Origin of the sequence: Janthinobacterium rivuli, from assembly GCF_029690045.1 — a bacterium.
GTDB lineage: Bacteria > Pseudomonadota > Gammaproteobacteria > Burkholderiales > Burkholderiaceae_D > Janthinobacterium > Janthinobacterium rivuli.
In genome coordinates, this window is sequence record NZ_CP121464.1 from 3,536,062 (window position 1) to 3,561,091 (window position 25,030).

The window sequence follows — 25,030 nt, forward strand, 5'->3', positions numbered from 1 at the left end:
TTCCTACGGCACAGGCACCACGAACACGGGCAGGACGAATGGCTCGTGCTCCTGCTCATCGCCTTCCTCCGACGGGGCCTGCATATAGTGTTCATTGCGCCAGTCCCCGTTCACCACGCGCTCGGCGATCAGCGCCATATCCTGCGTTTCGCGCAGTTCGCAGCGAAACGGCAGCCGCCCATGCGAGCGCGACACCAGGCTGTAGCGCAACTGCCGGCATTGCGCATCGTGCCAGCAATAGAACAGCATGTCTTCGCCAGCGAGTGCGCTACTGCGCGCCGCGATCACCTCATCAATGAACTCGACGATATCGGCCGCATGGATCTGCGGCGTTTCCTCGTCCGTGGGCGAAAAGCTCCACATATTGGTTCGGGCTTCGTGGTTGATGTCGTCGGGATCAATTTCCACGGCATCGTCTTTTGCCATGGCGAACCAGCTGCTTACGACGGTTGAGTGAATCATGTAAAGCTTTCAGTGCTTATCAATATTTGTTTATTTACGCATCACCGGCTTGATTATGTCGGCGCGTCCATTCATCCGCTACATCGCCCATGGTTTTGGCGACGCCATCGCGTATCCAAGCCATGAGATCACGGTCCAGTCTGAATCCGGGGCCGCACTGATCCAACAGGAAGCGCCTGACGTTTTGCGTGTTTTTATAGCGGGCGTCGACGCTGGTCTGCCGGGTAATGACGCCGCCGTGCCAATCGAAATCCATGCTGTGCTCCTTAGTAATACCGACGTACAGCGCAAGCTGGATGCCGACAGAGAGGTGAGATGAGACAGCATTGTATGCCAGCATCATCCCATCCAGAAATTTTTAGGACTAATCTTATATGCGGCAGAATTTATTGGCTTTAGGATAAGCAGCATCACTGCGCAGTGATGATTGTTGCATCAAATACTCTTGAATAGCCATGAAAAATTTTGATAAAAGCATCATTATGTCGATAATTTTTTTCGCGACATCGATTTCCCTGCTATTTTTCCTATTGAGTGAATGCGCATGGATTTATTATTATTTGCTTACTCTCGTAACAAAAAGTAGTTTTTAGAGCGCTCGGGGGTTCAATCCGAACGCTCTATTATTTTATATATCAAGAACCGCCTGGTTATAGATGCGTTTAAAGAATAAATTCGGCTTCTTCTCCTGCCATATTTTCATCGCCTGAATCAGTATTTTATTATCCAGGTGCGTTGGGGATTTTGTCATTTTCTATTTTCAGCTGGTTTCGTCGCGTCGATTCCAGTTCGCCCTTAAGTAACCCCCAATAAACTATTGTGATTTCTGACTTCCATAACCGGCGCTCTGCGTCGCAGCGGGCGCCTTGCATAGCATCCGGTTCTGTTCGTCATAATTTCACAATAATTTCCTGAGGATTACTTAGAGCCGAAACGGGTCTGATTGACAATCTCGCTGATACGGCCATTGAAGCACTCGACCATGCCTTTAAAAAGTTCATTATTGTGAGTGACCAGCTAATCTCTTCAGCTACTGTTGCGGCATCCGCCCACACAATTAAGCCCCTGTTCCGCCAGCAAGCCATCGAGCATCTGGGCAATAAACAATACGGCACCGTATTGCTGGCGCGACCCGTCAGCCATGTATTCCTGACCTGGCTGTTCCTCGCCATCGCGCTGGCCATCGTCGCTTTCTTTATCTTCTTCAGCACCACGCGCAAGGCGCAGTCGCAGGGCGTGCTGTTGCCGACCAGCGGCGTGATCCGCATCATGCCGGGCCAGGCGGGCGTCATTGCCGGGGTACGCGTCAAGGAAGGGCAGGCCGTGCGCGCGGGCGAGGTGCTGTTCGTGCTGTCGGGCGAACGCAGCAGCACCAATGCGGGGGCGCCCCAGCAGCTCGTATCAAGCCTGTTGAAAAGCCGGCGCGACAGCTATGACGCGGAATTGCAGCAGTCGCGCCTGCAATCGCGCCAGCGCATGGCGGCGGGCCAGCGCCGTGCCATCGACCTGGCGGCGGAAATCGGCCGCATGGATGACCAGATCGCGCTGCAACAGCGCCGCATCACCCTGGCGGAACAGTCCTACCAGCGCTACGGCGAGCTGCACGCCACCCATTACATTTCGTCGGCGCAACTGCAGGATAAGCAGGCCGAACTGCTGGACCAGCACCAGCGCCTGGCCGAACTGCAGCGCATCAAGTCTGCCAGCGGCCGCGACCTGGCCACGACGCAAGCGGACGTGCGCGACTTGCAGGTGCAGGCGCAACGCGACACGGAAGGATTGCAGCGCAATGTGTCCGCCATCGAACAGGACCTGACGGAAAACGAGGCGCGCCGCGAAATCCTCGTGCGCGCGGCGCAGGATGGCATGGTCACGGCCATCACCACCGAACTGGGGCAAACCGTGGCGGCCAACAGCGTGCTTGCCTCCGTATTGCCGCAAGGCGCCCAGCTGGAGGCGGAAATCTACGCGCCGTCGCGCTCGGTCGGCTTCATCAAGCCGGGCATGACGGTGCTGCTGCGCTACCAGGCCTATCCCTACCAGAAATTCGGACAGTATCCGGCGCTGGTGCGCGAAGTGGCCAGCACCTCGCTGCGGCCCGAAGAGCTGGCGGTGCCGGGCGCCGTCAGCGGCACGAATGGCGAACCCTTGTATCGCATCCGTTTGAGCTTGCAGCGCCAGAGCGTGCAGGCGTATGGCGAAACCCTGCCCCTGAAGTCGGGCATGCTGGTCGACGCCAGCGTGCTGCTGGAACAGCGGCGCCTGTATGAATGGGTGCTGGAACCCCTGTTCAGCATTTCCGGGCGGCTGTAAGCCCCCATATTGATTTTCCACAATACTCATGCACCTCCCTGATCTTGCCCACCTGTCCTTCTGGCGCAGCCAGCGCCTGCCCGTCCTGCTGCAAACGGAAGCGGCCGAATGCGGCCTGGCCTGCTTGTGCATGGTGGCCAGCTACTGGGGCCACCAGACCGATATTTCCAGCATGCGCCGGCGCTTTTCCGTGTCATTGAAAGGCGTGACTTTAAAAGGGCTGATGGCGATGGCGCAGGGGCTGGCCCTGCATACGCGGCCGTTGAAACTCGACATGCAGCATTTGCCCGAGCTGAAGCTGCCCGCCATCCTGCATTGGGACTTGAACCATTTTGTCGTGCTCAAGTCCGTCTCCGGCAGCCATGCGGTGATCCACGACCCGGCCGTGGGCGAGCGCCGCCTGCCCTTGGCGGAAGTGGCGAAACATTTTACGGGCGTGGCGCTGGAGCTGACGCCCACCGCCGAGTTCCAAAAGGCCGAGGAAAAGCAGCAGTTCTCGCTGCTGTCGCTGATGGGGCGCGTGGTGGGGCTGAAACGCGGCTTGCTGCAATTACTGGTGCTGGGCCTGGCCTTGCAGGTGTGCGCGCTGGTGGCGCCGTTCTACATGCAATGGCTGGTCGATGAAGCCTTGCTGGCCGCCGACCGCGACCTGATCACCGTGCTCGGCTGCGGCTTCTTGCTGCTGGTGCTGGTACAGACGGCCATCGGCGCCGTGCGTTCCTGGATCACGACGGTGCTGGCCACGAATCTGAACTTGCAATGGCTGGGCAACGCCTTTGCCCACTTGCTGAAGCTGCCGCTGCCGTACTTCGAGAAGCGCCACACGGGCGATATCGTCTCGCGCTTCAATTCCATCGAAACCATGCAACATAGCCTGACGACGCAGTTTATCGAAGGCGCCATCGACGGCGTGCTGGTGCTGGCCACCCTGGGCATGATGCTGTTCTACAGCCCGCTGCTGGCGGGCGTGGCCTGCATCGCCGTGCTGCTGTATGTGATGCTGCGCTGGGCCCTGTTCAAGGCCATGCGCGAAGCGACGGCCGAACAGATCATCCATGCGGCAAAACAGCAAACGCATTTCCTGGAATCCGTGCGCGGCATCCAGAGCATCCGCCTGTTCGGCCGCGCCGCCGAGCGCCGCGCCAGCTGGACCAACGCGCTGGCCGACCAGTTCAATGCCGACCTGCGCATCGCCAAGCTGTCCGTTTCCTACCAGACGGCCAATACCTTGCTCTTCAGCGCCGAACGGGTAATCGTCATCTGGATGGCGGCGCTGGCCGTGCTGGACAACCGCTTTTCGGTGGGCATGCTGTTCGCATTCATCAGCTACAAGGACCAGTTCAGCCAGCGCATGGCCAGCCTGGTCGACAAACTGTTCGAGCTGCGCATGCTGCGCCTGCATGGCGAACGGGTGGCCGACATCGTCCTGACGGACGCGGAAGAAGACGGCAGCGACGTTGAGGTCGACATGGACGATATCTCGCCATCGATCGAGATCCGCAACCTGACGTTCCGGTATGCCGATGGCGAACCGGATGTACTGAGCGGCCTCAATCTGCACATTCCCGCAGGTCAGTGCATCGCCATTACCGGCCCGTCCGGCTGCGGCAAGACAACCTTGCTCAAGTTGTTGCTCGGCTTGCTGCAGCCGACGCAAGGCGAGATCCTCATCGGCGGCATCCAGCTGGCCAGCCTGGGCTTGACGAACTACCGGCAATTGCTGGGCACAGTGATGCAGGAAGACACCCTGTTCGCTGGCTCGATCGCCGACAACATCAGCTTTTTTTCCCCGTCTCCGAATGACCGGCAAGTGCAAGCCTGCGCGCACCTGGCTGCCGTGCATGCAGAAATCGCCGCCATGCCGATGGGCTTCAATACCCTGGTAGGCGACATCGGCAGCGGCCTGTCCGGCGGCCAGAAACAGCGCATCCTGCTGGCACGCGCCCTGTATAAAAATCCGAAGTTGCTGGTGCTCGACGAAGCGACCAGCCACCTCGATACGCGCAACGAACAGGCGGTGAACGCGGCGATCCAAACAATCACGCTCACGCGCGTGATCGTTGCGCACAGGCCGGAAACCATCGCCATGGCGCAAAGGGTGGTGGTGTTGCAGCAAGGGACAATCGTTGTGGATGTCATGCAAGAAACACCGGATGCCTCATGAACGTCGCTACCGCTTCCTGAGCAACAGGTCCATTACATCGCAGCGTACCTCACCCCCGCGGCCCATCCAGCAGCAACTCCGCCAGCCTCGTCGTCAGCCACAAACTCGTCTCGCTGAGCTTTTTTCCATGTATCGACAAGCGCCGCACGGGCAGGCGTGACAAGGCCAGCGCGGGGCAGGGCACTTCCTGCAAATACCCCTTGTAATTGTCGTAATTGGCGATGTTCAGGGGGAGGATGGCCCAGCCCAGCTCGTCCGCGACCATCTCGGCAATACTGTAAAAACTATCGGAAAACCAGACGGCGGGGCTGAAGGCGTGTTCGCGGTTGAGCTCGGAGTCCATGATCAGCTGGCGGTAGCGGGTCAGTTCGTTGCGGCTCACTTCCTGGCCGTGGGCCATGGCATGGCCTTTTGCCACGAACACGCCTTGCGCCACGCTACCGATGTGCTGCTGTTCCAGCACGGGAGAAATCGGGCCGCGGTCAAAATGAAAAGCCACATCGGCTTGCTGCTGCTCCACGTATTGCGCCACCTCGGACGCCGTGGCGTTGAGCATGACCAGTTCCAGCGCCGGGTAGCGCGCCGCCAGTTCCTTCACCAGGGTGCCGATGGCCAGGTAGGGCAGGGCTTCGTCCAGCGCCAGGGTCAACTGGGCTTCGGGCGCCTCGCTCAGCAGTTGGGCGCGCAGCTGCAAGCGCTCGGCCTGGCGCAGCAGTTCGCACGCTTCCAGGTGCATCACCTTGCCCGCTTCCGTCAGCACGGCGCTGCGGCGCGAGCGGTCGAACAGTTCCACGCCGAATTCCGCTTCCAGCAGCCCGATCGAGGTGCTGACCACCGATTGCGCGCGGCCCAGCCGGCGCGCCGCGCCCGAGAAAGAACCGGCCGCGACGGCCGCTTCAAAGTAGCGCATTTGTTCCAAAGTCCATTGCATGGCATCCACCTATCTGTTTTACAGATGGATTTTAACTTGAATGCCATTCAGGGGCGACATAAAATGCCTTTACATTTTCAACAACACGAGATCCGCCATGAAAAACGCTCAAGCCAATTCACCCGCCATCAGCTTCAGCTGGTGCCACGACGCCACCGCCGAAGATACGCTCTGCAAGCTCTACCTCGACAACGTCAGCGCCGACTATATCTCCCATTCGGAACTGCAGGGCGAACGCGCCGATGCGCCCGGCAACTGGCGCGCGGACTTGCCTGAGGTCATCCGTGGTGAAATCCGCGCCGCCCTGTCGCATGACTGGGCGCATGGCGATTCGACCCTGCTGGCCGTTGCCACATCGGGCGAGGCCATCGTCGGTATGGCCTTGGTCTCCATCGACACGCGCCAGCGCGCTTCGAAATCGTTCGCCGCGCTGGACGACCTGGTCTTGCTGCCTTCCGTGCGCGGCAGCGGCATCGGCAGCCAGCTGGTGGAGTGGGTAGCAAGCGAGTTGCGCAACCACGGCATCGCCCGTTTGTTCCTCGAATGCGGCGCGCACAACCTGACGGCGCAACAATTCTTCCAGGGCCGCGGCTTCAAGCAAGTGTCCGTCGTCATGCTGCGCGAACTCGACGCGATGACCTCCGCCGTGGATGACAAGGATGGTGACCGTGGCTGACGCCCGCCGCCCCCGACAAGCCCAGGCCCGTGGCAGCCTGGAACGTAAATATTTGCGCAGCACCCGCTTTATCCAAACAGATAGTTGTTAAAAATTACACTAAAATTACTGAGTTACCCATGCATCCAATGAAAAAATGGCTGACGCTGGCCATCGTCTCCAGCGCCTTGTTCCTGATCGTGGTCGACATGACCGTGCTCTACACCGCCTTGCCTGCGCTGACGCGCGACTTGCAGGCTACTTCCTCGCAAAAACTGTGGATCATCAACGTGTACGCGCTGGTTGTCTCCGGTCTGCTGCCCGGCCTCGGCACCCTCGGTGACCGCTTGAGCCACAAACCCGTTTTCCTTGCCGGCCTGGCCGTGTTCGGCATCGCCTCGCTGTGCGCCGCGTTTTCGCCCGCGCCGGAACTGTTGATTTTTTCGCGCATCCTGCTGGCCATCGGCGCCGCCTTGATGATGCCGGCCACCTTGTCCATCATTCGCCTGACCTTTACGGACAACCGCGAGCGCTCGTTCGCCATCGGCGTGTGGGCGGCGATTGCCTCCGGCGGCGCCGCGTTTGGCCCCGTGCTCGGCGGTTTCCTGATGGAACATTACTGGTGGGGTTCCGTCTTCCTGATCAACGTGCCCATCGTGCTGCTGACCCTGGTGCTGGCCGCCGTTGTCCTGCCGAAACGGGCCGGTAACCGCGACAAACCGTGGGATTTGAAGGGTTCTTTGCAAATCATGATGGGTCTGCTTGGTGGCGTGTATGCGATCAAGGAACTGGGCAAGTCGCAGCCGTCGTATGCGCTGGCCGCCGCTTCGTTCGCCGTCGGCGCCTTCTTCATGCTCAAATTCGTGCGCCGTCAGAAGCGGCAAGCCAAGCCGCTGATCGACTTCGCCCTGTTCCGCGAACTGCCGTTTTCCAGCGCCGTGGCCGCCGCCATGGTGGCGTCCGCCGCCCTGATCGGCATGGAACTGGCGCTGAGCCAGCACATGCAGTTGGTGCGTGAGTTATCTCCGCTGGAAGCGGGTCTGCTGTTGTTGCCGCTGCCGCTGGCGTCCGTGTTTGCGGGGCCGCTGACGGGTTTCATGCTGCCGCGCGCCGACAAGGCCAAGGTACTGTGGGGTTCGCTGCTGCTGTCCGGTATCGGCATGGCAGCGTATCTGGTGCTGCATGACGCCGCCGTCTCGGCGCAAGTGGCCAGCCTGGTAATTTTAGGCCTGGGCCTGGGCGCCGTCATGACGGCCGCATCGAGCGCCGTGATGCTCAACGTGGCGCCCCAGCAAGCGGGCATGGCCGCCTCGATCGAGGAAGTGTCGTATGAACTGGGCGCCGTGATCGGCGTGACGGTGCTGGGCACGATTTTGTCGGCCGTCTACAGCGCCACCCTGGTGATCCCGGAAAGCGCTGGCCTGTTGCCGAACGCCCACGACACCCTCGATGCGGCGCTGCTGGCCGCAGAGCAATTGCCGGCCGAACTGGGCTTGCAAGTGTCGGAACTGGCCCGCTCGGCCTTCGACAAGGCATTCATTGTCGTGCTGGCTACGGCTTCCGCCATCCTGATGGCGGCCGCGGCCACCATCCGCCACCTGCATCTGCGGGCGCGCCGGGCAGCTTGATGCAGCGCGATTTGGTGGCTGGCTACATGGCCCGGAACAGGTGCACGAAGGCGCGGCTCACGGGCAGCTCGCCGGCGTGGCCGCGCATGCGCAGGAACAAACGGCTGGCGTCGTCGCGGCGCGTGCCGTCCAGCCAGGCCAGGTTGATCAGGGTGGAGCGGTGCACTTGCCAGAATAGCTCAGGATCAAGCTGGGCCGCCAGTTCCGTGATGGGCGTGCGGATCAGGAATTCACCATCCACGCTGGCGACGACCGTGTACTTGTCGTCGGCGTGGAAAAAGCGCACCTTGGCCACGTCGAGGTGGTGCGTGCGCTCGCCACGGGACGCGAGTATGTAGCGCAGCCGGGGGCGGGCCTGGCCGGGGGCGGCCGTCAGTTGCCGCAGCGCCTGCGCCATGGCCGCACCGGCGGGGGGCAAGGCCGGCGCCGCACGCAGGCGCGCCACGGTGCGAGCCAGCCGTTCGGTGGTGACGGGTTTCAATACGTAATCGAGCGCCGCGTGCTCGAAGGCTTGCAGCGCAAATTCGTCGTAGGCGGTGACGAATACCACGCGGGTTGGGCCTTCGATACCTTGTGCTACCTCCAGCCCAGTCAGTCCCGGCATCTGGATATCGAGAAAGACGATATCGGGTTCCAGTTCCGCGATGCAGGCGGCGGCCTCGACGCCGTTGCGCGCCATGTGGATGATCTGCAAGTCCGGCCACAGGGCCAGCAGCTGGTCGCGCAGGTAGAGCGCCAGGTGCGGTTCATCGTCCGCGATCAGGGCGCGCGTCATGCGACCGCCGGCATTGTGGAGCCGGCGCCCAGGAACGGCAGCTCCAGCACGGCTTCGACGCCAGGCCCGCTCTCGCGCTCACGCAGGCTCAGGCTGGCGGCGGCGCCGAACTGGGCCTGCAGGCGCGAGCGCAGATTGGCCAGCGCCATGCCGTTGCCCGGACGCGGTGGCTTGCCTGGGGCCGTCAAGCCCACGCCGTCGTCAAGCACGCGGATTTCCAGGTGGCCCGCGCGTACCTCGGCATGCACGACGACGCTGCCGCCGTTCAGCTTGGGGCCGAGTCCATGCTGGATCGCGTTTTCGACCAGCGGCTGCAGCATCAGCGTGGGCATGCTGGCCAGGCGCGCTTGCGCGCTGGCGTCGATGCGGAAACGCAGACGCTCCTCCATGCGGATCTGCATCAAGCACAAATACTGGCTTGCCATGTCGAGTTCCGCTTCCAGCGTGCTGTCGCCCTGGCGCAGCTGCGACAGGCTGGCGCGAAGGTAGCCGGAAAACGTTTCCAGCATGCGTTTCGCGCGCGGCGGGTCGTAGTCCATCAGGCTCTGGATGTTGGCCAGGGTATTGAACAGCAGGTGCGGCTCGATCTGGCCCTGCAGCAAGCGCAGGCGCGCATCCGTCACCTCGCTTTGCAGCTGCTGCTGGCGCAGGCGCGAACGCCACCAGGCCCAGTTAGCCGCCATCATAAACAGGATGAACACGGCAAACTTGGTCAGCGCGGCGGGCAGCGAGACGAACATGCCCCACAGCTTGAAACCGACCAGTATTGGCACGATGGTAAAGCCGATGCTCATGCCCAGGATGATGGCCGCCAGGGACAGCGCGCCCAGCACCATGGCGGCGCGCAGGTCGTGCACGTTCGACATGCGCTCGACCAGCGGCGCCGGCAGGCAGCGCCCGGCCAGGCGCAGCACGCCAAACAGGGCATGCACGATGCACAGGCAGATGCCGATGTTCGGCAGCAGCGATGCCCACCACCAGAGCGGCCGGTCGACCCGGCCGAAGATGGCGACGATGGTCATCAGGACCAATGCCAGGGCGACACCGATCAGGGAAACGACCAGCAGGCGGCTCAGGGTGGGCACATCGTGCCGGGGGCGCAGTTCCCAAAGTGAACGCCAGCCCTGTAGCAAAGTCGTTTTTCTGATCATGGGCATAGTGTAGCGGCCCGTTGCGTGATTGACCAGAACATGGCTTGCCATTCATCGGCCCCATTGTCGATTCGTCGCATGCGCGCGGCCATCCGCTGGCCCGGCTGTCAATCTGTGTTCTCACCCACCGATTACAGGAGCCACATGAAGCACAGCATACTTATCGTTGCCTGCGCCATCTTTTGCAGCGCCCAGGCAGCTGCCGCCGCCATCCTCCCTCCCATGGCAGGCATTCCCTCCGGCGTGTTTACCATGGGCAGCACGGAGCCTCGTATCAGCGACGGCAGCCATAATCCGGCCGAGGGGCCGCCCCACGAGGTGCGCGTGGCCGCATTCCGACTTGCAAAATACGAGACGACGGTGGCGCAGTTCCGGCAATTTGTTGCCGCCACAGGCTATCGGGCGGCTGGCGAATGCTGGGAGTTCGACCGCACTGACGGCATCGCGCTCAAGGCGTCGGGCTGGGACGCCCCTGCGCATGCGCCAACGGACTATCACCCCGTCATGTGCGTGAGCTGGGACGATGCGGCGGCCTATGTGCAATGGCTGGCCCGGGAAACGGGGCGCCCATTCCGCCTGCCCAGCGAGGCGGAATGGGAATACGCGGCGCGCGCCGGCACCCGCACGAAATACTCGTCCGGAGATGCGCCTGAACAATTATGCAAGTACGCCAACATGAAGGACCGGCGTTTCAAGGCGGCTGCGCAGCGCGATCACGGCCTCGATATGCTGGTCACCGATTGCGACGACGGCGCCGAGTACACGGCCGTCGTGGGCATGTATGCTCCCAACGGCTACGGCTTGCACGACATGATGGGCAACGTGGCGGAATGGGTGGCCGATTGCCAGCATCCCGACTACCGGGGCGCGCCCGTCGACGGGGCGGCCTGGCGCAGCGGTTGCGAGGCGGAAGGCGACTATTTCATCACGCGAGGCGGCAGCTATTCGTCCTCGCGCCAGGTACTGCGCAGCGCAGCGCGCGGGCATGGCGGCCGCGGCAATGCCAGCAGCCTGGGCGAAGGTTTTCGCATTGCCGAGGACCTGGACGGCTGCACGGCCAGCACCTGTGCCGGGGGTGATGCCGCATTCATCCAGGCGCTGCAAGCCGCGCAGCAGGCGGAACTGCATCGCCGCGCACGCCACTGAAAGCTTGCTTACTGCAGCAGCGGCGCCACCTTGTCGCGCAAGACCGTCCATTGGGCGTCGTGCACGGCCTGGTTGGGATCGTGCCCGGCCCGTTTCACCAGGGTAAAACCTTTGGCCGGCGCCGTGATGCTGTCAAAATATGTGCGCGCGATGACTGGCGAGGTCAGCAAGTCCGCTTCGCCCATGATGAAAAACACGGGCAAGTTAAAGCGCGTGCCCAGCGCGGGCAGGTCGACCTTGGCGAACATGCCGTCGCCGCGCAGGCCGATGAACTGGATGTACGAGTAGTCATCGGCCGCCTCGGCCGCCGCCAGGGCTTGCGGCGTGGCGTAGAACGGCGCCGGCTGCCACCAGTGCTTGGGCGGCGGATCCGTTGCCAATCCTTCATATTTGCGGTCGAAGCGGCGCAAGATACCGAAGTTGCGCGGGTCCGTCCATGGCGGTGCACCGAGCGCCGTCAGCTTGTCCACCGTGGCGGTATCGCCAGCCACTTGCGCCAGCGCCATCACTTCCCGGTACATGCCGGTCTCATTGTCGCGCGCATTGACCACCTGTGCCGTGCCGATATACGCGTGGAACAGGTCGGGGCGCGCCTTGGCCATGTGTACGCCCAGTATCGATCCCCAGGAACTGCCCATCAAAATGACTTTCTGCTGGCCCAGATGCTGTTCGATATAGCGCGCCACGGCGATGCCGTCGTCGCGCATCTGTTCCACCGTCAAGGTCATGTCTTCCGTCGGCTGCTGTTTCGCATACGTCATGCCGGCGCCGCGCTGGTCCCACTGCACCAGGGTGTAGTGGCGTTCCCAACCGGCATAGATGGCCTCCGCGTAGGGACTCAGTGCGTTGCCGGGGCCGCCATGGATGAACAGGATCACGGGATTGCCGCAGGCGGCGCCCGTGACCGTGATCCATTGCTCGATGCCATTGATGGGCACATAGCCTTGCTCGCGCACGGCTTGCGTAGGCGAGGCACACGCAGGTACGGGAGCCGCTTGCGCCGTGTTGAAACAAGTTAAGAGCAGCAATGCCAGGCCTGTGATGCGCATATCGTCCTCTTCTATATAGTGGGGGGAACTACAGCGTGCAATCGTGCGCCGGTTTGCCGGCAATAAAACGGGTGCTGGCCTGTTCAAAGCAGGCGGGCGCCGTCCACAACAGGAAATGCGGGGCCTTGTGCACGGTGGACAGGGCCACCTTGCCGGCCTTGCTCTGCGTCAAAGCCTGCACTTGCGCCTGCGCGCCCGCGTACGGCGTCTTCGGGTCCAGCGTTCCCTGCAGCACCAGGGTCGGCGGCATTTTCGCCGGCAAGGCGCCAAAATAGGCGTCGCGCGGGTAGGTCGGCAAGCCGCCGCCCAGCAGGATGCGGGGCAGGGGACTGGTAAACAGCAATTTCTCCTCATCGCGGTCGATGTCGGTGGCGGCCCAGTTGGGGCGCAAGGACGGCTGCAGATTGTTTTCCGAATTGCTGATGATGCTGACCAGCGGAATCGACAGCGGCGACTGGGGATAGCTGCCCAGGCTGGCCGCCGCCTGCGTCAAGGTAACGCGCACGGACGCCAGTTCCGTCTCGCCGCCCTGGTCCAGCTCGCGCAGAAGATACGGAATGCGCGCGCGGGCGTTTGGCACGTCGAGCATGCCGCCCAGGAAGTTTTTCAGGTTCTTGCCGGGGATCTTCGCCAGCAGGGCGGGGTCCGCTTGCGTCTTGTCCAGCACGCGGCGGTACAAGGTCGCGGCCGGCTCGCCCAATGCCGCATGGCAAGCCGCATCCGCGTCGCATTGGGCCAGCACCTGCATGCCGACCGTGTTGACCACGTGCGAACGCTGGCTCAAATCCCAGCGCGCATCCGTTTGCGGCGGCACCAAGGAGTCGAAGATGACGCCCTTGACGGGCAGCGGCCCCAGTTGCAATGTCCGCAAGACCAGCTGCGTGCCATACGACACACTGTATACATAGGCGGGCGGCTGTCTGCCTTTAGCCTTGCGTTCGCCTTCGATCAGGGCTTGCAAGTCGTGCGCCGCCATCGTGATGGAAAACTGGCCCGCGTATTCCGGTACAAGGTTGAGACCGGCAAAGCAGCTGCCCCATTCAGCGCCAGCCAGCGCGCGGCCGCCGGGGCTTTGTTCCGACTCTTCCACCTTGCACAGGCGCGACGAATGGCCCGTGCCGCGGTGGTCGGGGATGAGGAATTCAAAGCCGGGAAAGCTGCGGCGCAAGGTGGGCAGCAAGCTGTAGAACGAGGCGCCCGATTCGCCGGGACCGCCCGCCACCAGCCACAGGGTGCCTTTGGCGGGTTTGCCGGCAGGTACATCGGCGGCAAACTTGCGCACGAAGACGTGCATGGCGTCCTTATTGCCCACGGCGCGGCCCTGGTCATCGTAGCTGCCGGGCACGTTCAAGCCCGAGCACAGGCTGCCGGGCATGGCCGTATCGGAGCAGGGGGTGAAGAACATCGGTTCGGCATGCAAGGATGCGCTGGAAAGCAGTACAGCCAGCAGGGTCAGGCGGGGCAGTAAGGTCATCGGCTACTTTGGCGGCGGTGGGGAACAGCTGCCAAAGTAGCGTTTTTTACACCAATTGTCCAGATGGAAAGTTTTCCACTCGGATTTATTTGGCCTTGCTGCCACGCAACAGCCTGAGACCGTTCGCCACCACGAGCAAGCTGGCGCCCACGTCGGCGAACACGGCCATCCACAAGGTTGCCATGCTGGCCAGGGCCAGGCCGAAGAAGACGGCCTTGATGCCGATGGCAAAGCTGATGTTTTGCACGAGGATGTTGCGCGTGCGCTGGCTCAGGCTGATGAATTCAGGCAATTTGCCCAGTTCATCATCCATCAGGGCCACGTCCGCCGTTTCGATGGCCGTGTCGCTGCCGGCCGCGCCCATGGCAAAGCCGATGTCGGCCTGCGCCAGGGCCGGGGCGTCGTTGACGCCATCGCCAAGCATGGCCACCACGCCGAATTGCTGCTGCAAGGCCTTGATTTCATCGAGCTTGTTTTCCGGCAGTAACTCCGCCTTGACCAGGCTGACGCCGACTTCGGCGGCGATACGCTGCGCCGTCAGCACATTGTCGCCCGTCAGCATGACGGTGGTGACGCCCAGCGCATTCAGTCTGGCGATGGCGGACGCCGCCGTCGGGCGCAGCACGTCGGCCACGGCGATCACGCCCAGCGCACCGGCCGAGGTGGCCAGCACCATGGCCGTGTACGCCTGCTGCTCCAGCCGCATCAGGATGGCTTGCAATGCCGGCGTCAATACCTTTAATTCCGTCATCAGGCGGGCATTGCCCAGGTAATACGTCTGGCCATCGATATGGCCTTGCACGCCGCGTCCATGCAGCGCGGCAAACTGGGTCACGGGCAAGTGGCTGCCGGCGGGCGGACCGGCCTTGACGATGGCGGCGGCCAGGGGGTGGGCGGAATTGGCGTCCAGGCTGGCGGCCAGCAGCAAGATGGCGTCGCGGCTGCTGCCGTCCATGGCCACCACGTCCGTGACGGCCGGTTTGCCCATGGTCAAGGTACCCGTCTTGTCGACGGCGATGGCCTTGATGCGGTAACCGGTTTCCAGGAATTGCCCGCCTTTCACCAGGATGCCGCGCCGCGCCGCCGCCGTCAGGCCGCTGACGACCGTGACCGGAGTGGAAATGACGAGCGCGCACGGGCAGGCGATCACCAGCATCACCAGGGCCTTGTAGATCCAGTCCATGAAGGGCGCGCCGAAAAGCAGGGGCGGCAGCACGGCCACGAGGATGGCGAAGACGACGACGGCCGGCGTGTAGTAGCGGGCGAAATTGTCGACAAAGCGCTGCGTGGGCGCCTGTTTTCCTTGTGTTTCCTCGATCACCTTGACGATCTTCGCCAGGGTGCTGTTGCCGCTGTTGGCCGTGACGGTGACGTCGAGCAAGCCCCGTTCATTGATGGTGCCCGCATACACGACGTCGCCCACGGCCTTGTCTACCGGCATGCTTTCACCGGTGATCGGCGCCTGGTTGACGGACGATTCGCCGCTGGCCACCACGCCATCGAGCGCGATGCGCTCGCCCGGCTTGACGCGCATCAGGGTGCCGATGGCCACCGTGGCGACGGGCACTGGCTGCCAGGCGCCGCTGGCGTCGGCGACCGTTGCCGTGTCGGGCGCCAGCTGCATCAGGCTGTGCACGGCATTGCGCGCCCGGTTCAGCGACAAGCCTTCGATCAGCTCGGCAATGGCGAACAGGAAGATGACCATGGCCGCTTCCGGCCACTGGCCGATGGCGACGGCGCCGAAAACCGCCAGGCTCATCAGGAAATTGATGTTCAGGGTGAACGTTTTCAGGGCAATCCAGCCCTTTTTCAGGGTCGGCCAGCCGCCCGTGGCGATCGACAGCAGCGCCAGAGCGATGACGAGGGGCGAACTGTCTTCATGCGTGGTCCACGCCAGCGCTTCGGCGGCAGCGGCGGCCAGGCCGGAGACGACCAGCAAGCCTTTTTGCAGAGTGCTTAGGCTGCCTTCGTTCGGGTCGCGCGCAACGGCGGCGTCCGCTGCCATGGGGATCGCTTCCATGCCGATGCCATGCAGGGCCGCTTCCACCGTGGCCAGCGAGGGCAGGGTGTGGTGCACGTCGAGCACCCGGTTCATCAGGTTGAAATCGAGGCCCACGACGCCAGCCATATTGCCCAGCTTGTTGCGGATCAGCCGTTCTTCCGTGGGGCAATCCATGTTGGCGATACGGTATTTGGCCGTGCTCGCGCCGGCGATGGCCGCACTGGGCAGGGTCGGTGCGGATGCGTCGGCAGGCGTGGACGAGCACGCATGCTGGCTGGAGCAGCAGCTGGCCGCCTTGGGTGCATGGTCATGCTTGTGCTCATGGTCGTGCTTATGGTCATGCTTGTGCGCGTGGTCGTGGTCGTGCGTATGGGTATGGCTATCGTGTGGCATCGCATTCGTCCTTCCGGTTTCGTGTATGCTTCCATTAGAAAGCCTGTAGCCGCTACAGGGTCAAGCAGAATTTGCATGAAAGAATGAAAAGGGGATGCCATGCGTATCGGAGAACTGGCCAAACGGACAGATTGTGACGTGGAAACCGTGCGTTACTATGAAAAGGCGGGTTTGCTGCAGGAACCGGGGCGCAATAGCGCCGGCTACCGCGAGTACCGCGAAGAACACCAGGAACGGTTGCAATTCATCCGCCATTGCCGCTCCCTGCAGATCGGTTTGACGGACATCCGCGCCTTGCTGGAATTTAAGAACAACCCGGCCGAAGGCTGCCACAGCGTCAATGAATTGCTCGACCACCACATCTTGCGCATCGCCGAGCAAATGGCGAATTTACAAATATTGCAGCAGCAACTGGTGACCCTGCGCCACCAATGCGACCAGCCGCAGCCTTCGCAAGACTGCGCCATCCTGCAAAACCTGTCGGAAGCGGCCAGCGGCTACGATTGCGCCTGCCATACCGAACTGCATTGAACGATTGCTGCATGCTGAAACTGTTGCCTAAAAAAACTTTACTGGCCTTATCCCTGCTGTCGCCGCTCAGCCATGCGGACGATGCACCCGCCGCAGCCGGCCACTACCTGACCTTGTACGCCGTGCCCGGCGTGCCGCAAGACGATGACCCGTATACCTGGAGCACGGTTGGCGGCAAGCAACTGAGCAAAGGCGTGACCACGGCGGACGGCCGCGCCTATGTCAAGGCGGAGGAGGGGGAAGAAAGCTATATCCTGAAAACCGTCAGCATGCGCTGGCAGCTGAAGGTACCTGCGCAATGCTGGCAGGGCGCGCCAGATGCCTTCCAGCAATGCATGCAACTGGCCAAAACCACGAGCCGCCATGATGAAGAGCAGGATGCGCTCAAGCTGGCGGAGCAGCAGAAGGACGCCAAGATGCAGGCCCGGATCGCCGCCTATGCGGTGCAAGCGCGGGCCAACGACGATGCGCTGGCCTGGCTGGGCCGGCTGCCTTCGAGCTGGACGATAGAGAGCTATGGCAAGCGCCTGCTGGCCATCGGCGACAAGGTTGCCGCGCAGATTGGCAACGCGCTCAAGGATGGCGGGCCAGATGCACGCCAGTTCGTCTGCCGCACACCCGACTACTACGGCCCCGTGCCGGACCAGGCCTTTGTCGATGCCTGGATAGGCGCGCCGCGCGACGTGCGTGATGTGCGCTCCGGCCCCGCCTGGGAAGGGCTGGTGGCGGCCGGCGCAAAGGGCAACTGGATGGCCCGTCTGGAACTGTATTACGCCTTGTCCGGCGTGAATGTCAGCGAATTGAGCCTGCTGGAACAGTACCGCATCGTGCAATTGATGGAATGGCTGCACAAGAAGCAGATCGGCGGCCTGTATAGTTACTTCAGCGCCAGTATGCCTGAGACGCCCGGCAATTCCCGCAGCGCCACCTGGCGTTTGCAGGACCAGGCCTCGCTGTATGCGGCCATGCTGGGCAGTTACGACGATCAGAACAGCCGGGGCAGCGCCTTGCAGACGGATCAGGACGCCGCCCTGGCCGCGGCGGGCAGGAAAATGCTGTCCTGTGCCAGGGCCGCCATGCCGGACCGGCGCTAACGCGGCAGCAAAGGCGGGCCGCCATCACCGAGGCGGAAGGCGTCGACCACGCGCAATAAATCATGCGCCTGGTCCTGCATGCTTTGCGCGGCGGCGGCCGATTGCTCGACGAGGGCGGCATTGCGCTGGGTCAATTCATCCATTTCCGTGATGGCATTGTTGACTTCCTCGATGCCCTTGCTCTGGCGCTGGCTGGCCGCCGTGATGTCGTTCATGATTTCCGTCACCTGCTGGACGGAGGCAACGATATCGCCCATGGTGCGCCCGGCGCTGTCGGCCAGCTCGCTGCCCGTTTCTATGCGGGCCACGGAATCCTCGATCAGCTGCTTGATTTCGCGCGCCGCCGTGGCCGAGCGCTGCGCCAGGCCCCGCACTTCGGTGGCGACGACGGCAAAGCCGCGCCCCTGTTCGCCCGCGCGCGCCGCTTCCACGGCCGCGTTCAAGGCGAGGATATTCGTCTGGAACGCGATGCCGTCGATGACGGCGATGATGTCGACGATACGCCCGGAACTGGCCTTGATCGAACCCATCGTCTCGACCACCTGGCCCACCACGCGACCGCCTTCCAGCGCCACGTTCGACGTCGACAACACCATCTGATTGGCCTGGTGCGCGTGGCTGGCATTCTCGCGCACGGTATCGGTCAGGGCGTGCATGGATGTTGCCGTTTCTTGCAAGGAATGGGCCTGCGACTCCGTGCGGGCCGACAAATCCGCATTGCCGAGCGCGATTTCACTCGCTTCCACCGTGATGGTGGAGCCCGCCTGGCGTATCTCGCCCAATAAAGTGTTCCAGTTTTTCAGCACGGTGGCCAGCGCACGCGACAGCTTGCCCACTTCATCGTCGCCCTGCGCCTCGATGCGCGTGGTCAGGTCGCCGGCGGCCAGCGATTCGGCGGCGCGGCAGGCATCATCGATGGGCCGCACCACGGAGCGCGCCACCCAGGTGGCGATCAGGGCCAGCAGAGCGAAGCCGACGGCCATGGTGCCCAGCGACAGCCAGCCGGCGCGTTGGCCCGCATTTTTTGTTTCCTGCAAGGCGACAACGGTACGGTGGTCCAGGTTGAGCAGCACCTGGCGCAGCTGTCCGCGCACTTGCTGGTAGTGTCCGGCGGCATTTTGCATCGCCGCCACGCCCGTATTCGGGTCCATGGACGCCAGGTCCAGCGCTTGCGCCACGCTGGCACGGTAGCGCTCGATGCCGGGCAGCGCCTGACCCGCTTCCGTGGCGGCGCCCGAGAATTTCTGCAATTCCTTCAAGCCTTGCGCGATGGCGTTCAGCTGGCCATCCGTTTGCGCGCCGAATTGCTTGAACTGTTCCTCCGACAGGCTGGCGGCGATGGCGATCTTCGCATACACGTCGGCGTGCACCTGGCCCAGGGCAATGGCTTGCTGGTTGGCAAGCCGCTCGGCCGTCAGGGTCACGTCTTTCAGTTCGCGCATGCGCTGCTCGTTCTGCTGCATGGCGAAGTAGGACAAGGCCCCCATGGCCAGCAGGCAAGCCAGCGCGACCACCGGGACGATCAACATCTTCTGTGCGATTTTCATCGGAACCCATATCGTCAAGAGAGCGGAAAACCATCCCGGCGCTGGCGGCGCGGCGGCTGGCTACAGGTAGATGCCGCCGCAGACGACGGTCTCGGCCAGCTTTTCGCAGTACATCGCCTTCGGTTCGATCTTCTTGGTTTCCGGATTCGTGAATTTGTATTCCTGCCAGAACGTACCCTTGCTCTTGGCCAAGTCGACTCGTTCCTTGACGAAAGCCTTGCCATCGATATCCTTCAGCTCGATCAAGTTCTTGCCCACCATTTTCTGGTTGGCGCCATGCGCGGCGACCGTGCCGTCAAGTTTGTAGACGACCAGGTACAGGTCGTGCAGGATGAATTGCGGCGACTTGGCCGTGATCTCGCCATACGCCTTGGCGTCGCCGGCGCTCTTGATGTAGGCCACGCCTTTCTTGACCATGGCTTCCGCGTCGGCGCGCGTGGCGCCGCCTTCGGCAGCGCTGGCAATACACGGCAGTGTAGCGGCGGCAAGCATGAGCGACAGGCACATGGCAGGGGCGAACTTGGGCATGAGAATCTCCTTCACATTGCGGCAGAGGGACGCCGGTGGGGAACCGGCGCGGTGAGGCGGCGCCTATCGGAATGCCGACGGTGCATGGTAGCGCGATGCCAGCGAAGATGCGCTGGTGCAACAGATATTTTTTCAGACGGGCGTTTTTGCAACGTTGCGTGCACGATGCAGCAATCGATATGTCATAGGGGGAAGGAGGGCGCAGGCTATCGTGTCGATAGTGTGGCGCCAGTGCCGCGCTACCAGGTGGCCGGGTCTTCCGCCGCCGCGCGCGCCAGATCGTCGCGCCAGTCTTGCCGCACCAGACGGTAGATATCGGCAAAGAAGGCGCGCGGGTCGTCCATCTCGTCCCACAAGGCGGGCAGGGCGTATGTGCTTTCGGGGTCGTGTTCGAGGATGGCCTGGAAATCGTAGGCAGGGTCTTGCAAGGCCTGCGCCAGCACGGCCACCAGCGCGTGGCGGTGGCGGTAGCTGAGCTCCTTGTATCGCGAGGTGATGTCGCGCCGTATCAGGGCCGCGCGCTCGGCTGGATCGTTCATGTCCCAGGTGTCGAGCTCCACGCCCAGGGTGTGTTCGCGGTCATACACATCGAAAGGGCCGAGGAAATGGTACAAGGTGGGAACGTAGAGAGCGTCGCTCCAGGGGCCACGCAACCCCTTTTGTTTTACTTCTTGCATGAAGGTTCCCCGTTCACGCGCATTCTGGCAAGGTCCAGCCTTCGTAACCCAGGTCGGTCGGGTAGATGGCGCGGTTCTGGTTCTGGCCCCAGCGAGCATGGTCGAGGATGCCGTCTTCATGCATGTCCAGCACCCATTCCGTGCTTTCCAGCAAAGTGCCATCCTTGTGGTACACGCGGAAGAAAGTGGAGGTGCTCAGCGCGCGCACGATGTTCTGCGGCACGCCGTTGCCGTAATGCGGTACATAGGTCTTGATCACGCACGTGCCCTGGTCGTTCCACTGCTGTGCATAGACGGTGGCATTGCGCGCCGCGCTTACCTTGATGAAGAGCCAGCCTGCCAGCAGGAAGATGAGCAGGAAGGCGGCGGCGATCAGGCCGGTTTTCTTGAGTAGCTGCATGAGGTCATGGCATGGCCGAAAACGAAGTTGCGGCATTGTATGTCAAGAGCCGAAATACTTGCTGTACAGCACGTACGGCAAGCATGTCCCCGCTAATTGCCGTCAACTTGGCTATTTGCCCACCGCCGCATGCAAGGTATTCGCCATTTCCAGGTGATGTTGCAACGCTGGCAAGGTCTTCGCGGCAAAGGCCTTGATCTCGGGGTCGCTCGCCTTCTGGCTGGCATCCGTAAACAGTTTCACGGCGTCCTTGTGCGCGGCCACGCCGATAGTGGTTGCATATTCCTTGTCGAACTGCGCACCTTCCAGGCGGCTCAGCTTGTCGATCTGCGCCTGGTGTTTCTTGCCGGGCTGGTCGCTGACCTCGATCTGCTTGCTGCTGGCCAGCTGTTTCAGCTCCTCAGCCACTTTCGTGTGGTCCGCGACCATGGCATCGGCGAATGCCTTCACTTGCGCATTGCTGCTCTTGCTTTGCGCTACTTTGCTTGCGGCAATTTCCGTGCTGCCCGCGTCAGCGGCCTTGCTGAGGAATTGCTTGTCGTACGCGCCTGGTGCGGCAGCGGCGATGCTGTTGATGGCGATGCCGCTCAACAGCGCCACGGCGGCGCCGATGGCTACGCTTTTCAGGGAGGGGGTACGGGAACTGGTGGTAGAGATAGGCATAAGAACTCCTTTCGTGTATAGCGCAGAAAATCGAACGACATTCGCGGTCATGCCGTCAAATCGTGCGTGATTTTTTTACAAGCTGATTGGAATGTTAATCCAGCCAATCACACACACCCATAGGACAGGAACGATCTTCTCTGTAGGATTGATCCTGTTCGCCGGAGAAGGTTCGAAGAGGTCGGTCGTCAGATTGCTGCGACAGCAAATTTAAGAGGAGTCTGATATGCAGGGCGAATCACTATGCCTAGTATTGGATTGTTGATTCTTAATTGTAATGGGGAAAGTAATATGCGTTACTTAAAAATTCTGTCGTTTGGCACGTGCGGTGGCCTGATCGCATGGGCAATGACTTCTTCATCGAGCTTCAATGGCTGGAACCTGCTATCGAGTGTGATCATTTTTAATGCGATTGCATTCGCCGCTTCCTTGACTGCGCAACGGCGTAAAAAATCCCATTGATAGCGATTCGTGAAAAGGCGGTCTGCAAACCGATGCTGTTCAGCTAATACTGAACAGCATTTTATTTTGCCAGTCTTGAGGCCGCTGTCGAGCAGCCCACAGGACTAGTCCTGTTCGTTAGCGCACAATTCGACTTGTTTCAGGGTAAACAAAGCCGCGATGCCGGCATCGCGGCGCCAGGCGGGCATGCCGATATCGAGCCATTCCGCCATCGCGTCCAGGTGCGATGGCTCCGAGACGCTGTGTTCGAGTTCGTCGAGTACCGTGTCGCGGTCGATGTACAGGCTGTCCAGCCAGGCGTCGAACGAGGGCGCCAGTTCCATCAGGCCGTGGGCGCGCTTGCCCGTCCAGTCCGGCAATTCCTGCACATAAGCCAGCACGCGGCCCCCGCCTTCCTCGGTCAGATCCAGGTAGACCATGGAATTGCCGCCATCGCGGGCGAACGGCAGGATGCGCGCCGGCATGTCCGTATGCTTGCGCGCGGCGCGAATTTCGCCCACCAAGGTTTCATCGCAGAAATCGCCTTCGTCGGCGCTGAAGAAGGTATTGAAACCCATTTTTTCCACGCCACCATTACCGTCCGGCACATCGCTGGTGTAATCAAAATAAGCGCCGTTGGCCACCTGCAAGAACGCCAGGAAGGCGGGCGGCAACGGCGCTTCCAGCAAGGATTCGATGGCGGCGATCTGCTGCGCCGTGGGGGCAGGCTTGGCGCCCTCGATCGCCAGGTGGCGGTAGCGCGTGTAATGGTTGCTCATTGATTCTCCTTGTATTTATTCTTGTCTACGCGCACTGGCGCCGCATCGGTGCAGCCCGTCTCCACCTTGGCCAGCGCATCGACGAGGCCGGCGCGCAGCACGGCCATCGAGCGGGCCTTGTCGTCGATCTGGGCAATTTTCGTTTCCAGCATAGCTCGTTTGGTCTGCGCATCGAGCGCATTTTCCTGCCAGACGGCAATGACTTCGGCAATTTCCTTCAAGGTAAAACCCAGCGCCTTGGCGTGACCGATCAGCTCGATGCGCCGCAAGGCTTGCGCCGAGTACTCTTTATAGTTGTTCGTCAGACCCGGCTGCGGCGCTTCATCCAGCAGCCCCTGGCGCTCGTAAAAACGCACGGTGTCCTTGCTGACGCCCGTCAGGCGGGTGATTTCTCCGATGCGCATCGTTTTTTGACTTTCTTTGCATTCCACGCTTGACCGTGGACTAAAGTCGACAGTTTACAGTGAAAACCTCATCTACTCCACACCACTGCCATGACCGCTTTCAATTTCACCAACCAGACCGTGCTGATCACGGGCGCCTCGTCCGGCATCGGCCGCGTGTTTGCGGAAACCCTGGCCGCGCGCGGCGCCCATTTACTGCTGCTGGCCCGATCCGGCGCCGTGCTCGACAGCCTGGCCAAGGAACTTTCGCAGCGCCATGGCATCCGCGCGCATGCGCTGGTGGCCGACCTGAGCCAGCCCGGCGCCGCGGCACAAGCCCATGCGCAAGCCTGGTCGATGGGCATGGCGCCCGACGTACTGATCAATAACGCGGGCTTCGCCACCCACGGCCGCTTCGAAAGCATCGATCTTGCGCGCCAGGCGGCCGAAGTGACCGTCAATTGCACGGCGCTCATGGAAATGACGCACTGCGTCTTGCCGCACATGCTGACAAAAGGACGGGGCGCCATCATCAACGTGGCGTCCACGGCGGCCCTGCAGCCCGATCCCTACATGGCCGTGTATGGCGCCAGCAAGGCTTTCGTGCTGTCGTTTTCGGAAGCGCTGTGGGCGGAAAACCGCAGCCGCGGCGTGCGCGTGCTGGCCCTGTGCCCGGGCGCCACAGAGACGGCCTTCTTCGACGTGGTGGCCGCGCCCGAAGCGGCCGTGGGCAAGCGCATGGATCCGCAAGCCGTCGTCGATGAAGCGCTGGGGGCGCTGGACCGGGGCCGCAGCAGCCATGTGGCGGGCCGGCCCAACCGGCTGCTGGCCTGGCTGCCGCGCTTGCTGCCACGCCAGACCGTGCTGGGCATCGTGGAAGGCATGCTCAAGCCGAAGACGGCATAGGGGTCAGAAGGCCATGATGCGCTCACGCAGCCAGCGGTGCGCCGGATCCAGGTGCATGCGCTCGTGCCACACCATGGCCATCTTGTAGTCGGGCAGGCTGACGGGCGGTTCCCACGTGCGCAGACCGCCCAGCGCATTTTTCAGCAGGCGCGACGGCAGCAGGGCCACCATGTCGGACGCCGCCAGCAAGGGTGGGACGATCAGAAAGTGCGGCACGGACAGCACCACCTTGCGCGTTCGTCCCAACAGTTCCAGCGCCGTATCGACATTGCTGCGGAAACCGCCGCCGTTGGGTGAGACAACGATGAATTCCAGCGCGCAAAATTGATCGAGGCTCGGCTGTGCCTGCAGCAACGGGTGCTCGTGGCGGCCCGCCAGCACGTAATGTTCGGTAAACAGGGTGCGGTGGCGTAAACCAGGCGGCGCTTCTTCCCGGGCCAAAAAGCCCAGGTCGACCTGGCCGCTTTCCAGGTCGTGCGCCATGCGTGCGGGCACCGCTTCGAACACGGCCATGCGCGACAACGGCGCCTGCGCGCGCAGAGCCGGCAGCATGGGCAGCAAAATCGCGTATTCGGTGGCATCGGCCGCCGCCAGGTTCCAGCACACCTCGGCCGTGGCCGGTTCAAACGCCGATTCCGGCTGCAAGACTTGCTCCAGCTGTGCCAGCACGGCTTGCAAGGGCGCGAACAGGGCCAGCGCCCGCGCCGTAGGCAGCATGCCGCGCGGACCGGGCAGCAGCAGCGGATCGTCGAAAGCGGCGCGCAACTTGCCCAGCTGCACGCTGACGGAAGGCTGGCTCAGGTGCAGCCGCGCTGCCGCCCGCGTGACGTTGCGTTCAATCAGCAAGGCATTCAGGGTCAGCAGCAGATTCAAGTCCAGCTTGTGTAAATTGTTCATGACTATACCTTGTATATCAACTATTCATTTCCACTATGATA

At 62.3% G+C, this 25,030-nt stretch carries 24 protein-coding genes; 8 read left to right on the top strand and 16 right to left on the bottom strand.

Features of this window, described 5'->3' with window-relative positions:
- Nucleotides 1–3: 3 nt before the first annotated feature.
- Nucleotides 4–426 carry a hypothetical protein gene (locus P9875_RS15955; RefSeq protein WP_278315893.1) on the bottom strand — a complete coding sequence of 141 codons (423 nt, stop codon included), beginning with the start codon at nt 424–426 and terminating at the stop codon, nt 4–6.
- Nucleotides 427–496: 70 nt separating this feature from the next.
- Nucleotides 497–805 carry a DUF6434 domain-containing protein gene (locus P9875_RS15960; RefSeq protein WP_278315894.1) on the bottom strand — a complete coding sequence of 103 codons (309 nt, stop codon included), beginning with the start codon at nt 803–805 and terminating at the stop codon, nt 497–499.
- A 662-nt stretch (nt 806–1,467) separates the two neighbouring features.
- Between P9875_RS15960 and P9875_RS15965 the strand changes: the two genes are divergently transcribed.
- Together P9875_RS15965 and P9875_RS15970 are read left to right on the top strand one after the other, a co-directional pair.
- Nucleotides 1,468–2,775, top strand: coding sequence for an HlyD family secretion protein (locus P9875_RS15965; protein WP_278315895.1), 1,308 nt, complete (start codon nt 1,468–1,470; stop codon nt 2,773–2,775).
- A gap of 28 nt (nt 2,776–2,803) precedes the next feature.
- Complete coding sequence (locus P9875_RS15970; RefSeq protein ID WP_278315896.1) at nt 2,804–4,939, top strand: peptidase domain-containing ABC transporter; 2,136 nt, start codon at nt 2,804–2,806, stop codon at nt 4,937–4,939.
- Nucleotides 4,940–4,988: 49 nt separating this feature from the next.
- Here P9875_RS15970 and P9875_RS15975 read toward each other — a convergent pair whose 3' ends face one another.
- Nucleotides 4,989–5,870, bottom strand: coding sequence for a LysR family transcriptional regulator (locus tag P9875_RS15975; protein WP_278315897.1), 882 nt, complete (start codon nt 5,868–5,870; stop codon nt 4,989–4,991).
- Between the two features lie 97 nt (nt 5,871–5,967).
- Here P9875_RS15975 and P9875_RS15980 point away from each other — a divergent pair, with 97 nt between their 5' ends.
- Both P9875_RS15980 and P9875_RS15985 read left to right on the top strand, forming a co-directional pair.
- Entirely contained in the window at nt 5,968–6,546 is a 579-nt protein-coding gene (locus P9875_RS15980) for a GNAT family N-acetyltransferase (protein WP_278315898.1), read from the top strand.
- A gap of 128 nt (nt 6,547–6,674) precedes the next feature.
- A complete protein-coding gene (locus P9875_RS15985; RefSeq protein ID WP_278318839.1) occupies nt 6,675–8,153 on the top strand; it encodes an MFS transporter in 1,479 nt (492 codons plus the stop codon).
- Nucleotides 8,154–8,175: 22 nt separating this feature from the next.
- Here the strand turns inward: P9875_RS15985 and P9875_RS15990 are convergent, their stop codons facing one another.
- Both P9875_RS15990 and P9875_RS15995 read right to left on the bottom strand, forming a co-directional pair.
- Entirely contained in the window at nt 8,176–8,928 is a 753-nt protein-coding gene (locus tag P9875_RS15990) for a LytR/AlgR family response regulator transcription factor (RefSeq protein WP_278315899.1), read from the bottom strand.
- Nucleotides 8,925–10,013 (bottom strand): sensor histidine kinase, encoded by a 1,089-nt coding sequence (locus tag P9875_RS15995; protein WP_278315900.1) that lies wholly within the window; start codon nt 10,011–10,013, stop codon nt 8,925–8,927. Before P9875_RS15995 ends, P9875_RS15990 begins: the two co-directional genes overlap by 4 nt.
- Before the next feature lie 210 nt (nt 10,014–10,223).
- On the opposite strand from P9875_RS15995, the gene P9875_RS16000 reads away from it, so the two are divergent.
- Nucleotides 10,224–11,225, top strand: a complete 1,002-nt coding sequence (locus tag P9875_RS16000; RefSeq protein ID WP_278315901.1) for a formylglycine-generating enzyme family protein — start codon at nt 10,224–10,226, stop codon at nt 11,223–11,225.
- Nucleotides 11,226–11,233: 8 nt separating this feature from the next.
- Here the strand turns inward: P9875_RS16000 and P9875_RS16005 are convergent, their stop codons facing one another.
- The 3 genes from P9875_RS16005 to P9875_RS16015 all read right to left on the bottom strand — a co-directional run bounded on the left by P9875_RS16005 (nt 11,234) and on the right by P9875_RS16015 (nt 16,143).
- Entirely contained in the window at nt 11,234–12,274 is a 1,041-nt protein-coding gene (locus tag P9875_RS16005; RefSeq protein WP_278315902.1) for an alpha/beta fold hydrolase, read from the bottom strand.
- 28 nt (nt 12,275–12,302) lie between these two features.
- Nucleotides 12,303–13,748 (bottom strand): alpha/beta fold hydrolase, encoded by a 1,446-nt coding sequence (locus tag P9875_RS16010; protein ID WP_278315903.1) that lies wholly within the window; start codon nt 13,746–13,748, stop codon nt 12,303–12,305.
- A gap of 85 nt (nt 13,749–13,833) precedes the next feature.
- On the bottom strand, nt 13,834–16,143 hold the full coding sequence (locus tag P9875_RS16015) for a heavy metal translocating P-type ATPase (protein ID WP_278315904.1): 2,310 nt from the start codon (nt 16,141–16,143) through the stop codon (nt 13,834–13,836).
- A gap of 99 nt (nt 16,144–16,242) precedes the next feature.
- On the opposite strand from P9875_RS16015, the gene cadR reads away from it, so the two are divergent.
- Complete coding sequence (gene cadR / locus P9875_RS16020; RefSeq protein WP_278315905.1) at nt 16,243–16,674, top strand: Cd(II)/Pb(II)-responsive transcriptional regulator; 432 nt, start codon at nt 16,243–16,245, stop codon at nt 16,672–16,674.
- A gap of 11 nt (nt 16,675–16,685) precedes the next feature.
- Nucleotides 16,686–17,768, top strand: a complete 1,083-nt coding sequence (locus tag P9875_RS16025) for a hypothetical protein (protein WP_278315906.1) — start codon at nt 16,686–16,688, stop codon at nt 17,766–17,768.
- Here the strand turns inward: P9875_RS16025 and P9875_RS16030 are convergent.
- The 7 genes from P9875_RS16030 to P9875_RS16060 form a co-directional block, all read right to left on the bottom strand.
- Nucleotides 17,765–19,315, bottom strand: coding sequence for a methyl-accepting chemotaxis protein (locus P9875_RS16030; protein ID WP_225241299.1), 1,551 nt, complete (start codon nt 19,313–19,315; stop codon nt 17,765–17,767). The two genes, P9875_RS16025 and P9875_RS16030, sit on opposite strands and share 4 nt — an antisense overlap.
- Nucleotides 19,316–19,375: 60 nt before the next feature.
- A complete protein-coding gene (locus P9875_RS16035; protein ID WP_341353794.1) occupies nt 19,376–19,843 on the bottom strand; it encodes a cache domain-containing protein in 468 nt (155 codons plus the stop codon).
- 239 nt (nt 19,844–20,082) lie between these two features.
- Nucleotides 20,083–20,520: a hypothetical protein gene (locus P9875_RS16040; protein WP_278315907.1), complete on the bottom strand. Its 438-nt coding sequence runs from the start codon at nt 20,518–20,520 to the stop codon at nt 20,083–20,085.
- Nucleotides 20,521–20,533: 13 nt separating this feature from the next.
- The gene (locus tag P9875_RS16045) at nt 20,534–20,920 is read right to left on the bottom strand and encodes a hypothetical protein (RefSeq protein ID WP_176390138.1); all 387 of its coding nucleotides are present in this window, start codon (nt 20,918–20,920) and stop codon (nt 20,534–20,536) included.
- Nucleotides 20,921–21,031: 111 nt separating this feature from the next.
- On the bottom strand, nt 21,032–21,583 hold the full coding sequence (locus P9875_RS16050) for a DUF4142 domain-containing protein (RefSeq protein ID WP_278315908.1): 552 nt from the start codon (nt 21,581–21,583) through the stop codon (nt 21,032–21,034).
- Between the two features lie 566 nt (nt 21,584–22,149).
- Nucleotides 22,150–22,803: an SMI1/KNR4 family protein gene (locus tag P9875_RS16055; RefSeq protein WP_278315909.1), complete on the bottom strand. Its 654-nt coding sequence runs from the start codon at nt 22,801–22,803 to the stop codon at nt 22,150–22,152.
- Nucleotides 22,800–23,207 (bottom strand): MerR family transcriptional regulator, encoded by a 408-nt coding sequence (locus P9875_RS16060; RefSeq protein WP_051958548.1) that lies wholly within the window; start codon nt 23,205–23,207, stop codon nt 22,800–22,802. The genes P9875_RS16055 and P9875_RS16060 overlap by 4 nt, the downstream gene beginning before the upstream one ends.
- A gap of 90 nt (nt 23,208–23,297) precedes the next feature.
- Here P9875_RS16060 and P9875_RS16065 point away from each other — a divergent pair, with 90 nt between their 5' ends.
- Nucleotides 23,298–24,092, top strand: a complete 795-nt coding sequence (locus P9875_RS16065) for an SDR family NAD(P)-dependent oxidoreductase (RefSeq protein ID WP_278315910.1) — start codon at nt 23,298–23,300, stop codon at nt 24,090–24,092.
- Between the two features lie 3 nt (nt 24,093–24,095).
- Here P9875_RS16065 and P9875_RS16070 read toward each other — a convergent pair whose 3' ends face one another.
- On the bottom strand, nt 24,096–24,989 hold the full coding sequence (locus P9875_RS16070) for a LysR family transcriptional regulator (protein WP_278315911.1): 894 nt from the start codon (nt 24,987–24,989) through the stop codon (nt 24,096–24,098).
- Nucleotides 24,990–25,030: the final 41 nt, after the last annotated feature.

What these genes read in the sequence shown, in the direction of transcription:
- P9875_RS15970 (WP_278315896.1), top strand. Translation starts at nt 2,804, where the DNA reads ATGCACCTCCCTGATCTTGCCCACCTGTCCTTCTGGCGCAGCCAGCGC.
- P9875_RS15985 (WP_278318839.1), top strand. Translation starts at nt 6,675, where the DNA reads ATGAAAAAATGGCTGACGCTGGCCATCGTCTCCAGCGCCTTGTTCCTG.
- P9875_RS16010 (WP_278315903.1), bottom strand. Translation starts at nt 13,748, where the DNA reads ATGACCTTACTGCCCCGCCTGACCCTGCTGGCTGTACTGCTTTCCAGC.
- P9875_RS16005 (WP_278315902.1), bottom strand. Translation starts at nt 12,274, where the DNA reads ATGCGCATCACAGGCCTGGCATTGCTGCTCTTAACTTGTTTCAACACG.
- P9875_RS16065 (WP_278315910.1), top strand. Translation starts at nt 23,298, where the DNA reads ATGACCGCTTTCAATTTCACCAACCAGACCGTGCTGATCACGGGCGCC.
- P9875_RS15990 (WP_278315899.1), bottom strand. Translation starts at nt 8,928, where the DNA reads ATGACGCGCGCCCTGATCGCGGACGATGAACCGCACCTGGCGCTCTAC.
- P9875_RS15980 (WP_278315898.1), top strand. Translation starts at nt 5,968, where the DNA reads ATGAAAAACGCTCAAGCCAATTCACCCGCCATCAGCTTCAGCTGGTGC.
- cadR (WP_278315905.1), top strand. Translation starts at nt 16,243, where the DNA reads ATGCGTATCGGAGAACTGGCCAAACGGACAGATTGTGACGTGGAAACC.
- P9875_RS16070 (WP_278315911.1), bottom strand. Translation starts at nt 24,989, where the DNA reads ATGAACAATTTACACAAGCTGGACTTGAATCTGCTGCTGACCCTGAAT.
- P9875_RS15975 (WP_278315897.1), bottom strand. Translation starts at nt 5,870, where the DNA reads ATGCAATGGACTTTGGAACAAATGCGCTACTTTGAAGCGGCCGTCGCG.
- P9875_RS16055 (WP_278315909.1), bottom strand. Translation starts at nt 22,803, where the DNA reads ATGAGCAACCATTACACGCGCTACCGCCACCTGGCGATCGAGGGCGCC.
- P9875_RS16035 (WP_341353794.1), bottom strand. Translation starts at nt 19,843, where the DNA reads ATGCCCAAGTTCGCCCCTGCCATGTGCCTGTCGCTCATGCTTGCCGCC.
- P9875_RS16060 (WP_051958548.1), bottom strand. Translation starts at nt 23,207, where the DNA reads ATGCGCATCGGAGAAATCACCCGCCTGACGGGCGTCAGCAAGGACACC.
- P9875_RS15955 (WP_278315893.1), bottom strand. Translation starts at nt 426, where the DNA reads ATGGCAAAAGACGATGCCGTGGAAATTGATCCCGACGACATCAACCAC.
- P9875_RS16045 (WP_176390138.1), bottom strand. Translation starts at nt 20,920, where the DNA reads ATGCAGCTACTCAAGAAAACCGGCCTGATCGCCGCCGCCTTCCTGCTC.
- P9875_RS16015 (WP_278315904.1), bottom strand. Translation starts at nt 16,143, where the DNA reads ATGCCACACGATAGCCATACCCATACGCACGACCACGACCACGCGCAC.
- P9875_RS16025 (WP_278315906.1), top strand. Translation starts at nt 16,686, where the DNA reads ATGCTGAAACTGTTGCCTAAAAAAACTTTACTGGCCTTATCCCTGCTG.
- P9875_RS15960 (WP_278315894.1), bottom strand. Translation starts at nt 805, where the DNA reads ATGATGCTGGCATACAATGCTGTCTCATCTCACCTCTCTGTCGGCATC.
- P9875_RS16040 (WP_278315907.1), bottom strand. Translation starts at nt 20,520, where the DNA reads ATGCAAGAAGTAAAACAAAAGGGGTTGCGTGGCCCCTGGAGCGACGCT.
- P9875_RS16000 (WP_278315901.1), top strand. Translation starts at nt 10,224, where the DNA reads ATGAAGCACAGCATACTTATCGTTGCCTGCGCCATCTTTTGCAGCGCC.
- P9875_RS16050 (WP_278315908.1), bottom strand. Translation starts at nt 21,583, where the DNA reads ATGCCTATCTCTACCACCAGTTCCCGTACCCCCTCCCTGAAAAGCGTA.
- P9875_RS16030 (WP_225241299.1), bottom strand. Translation starts at nt 19,315, where the DNA reads ATGAAAATCGCACAGAAGATGTTGATCGTCCCGGTGGTCGCGCTGGCT.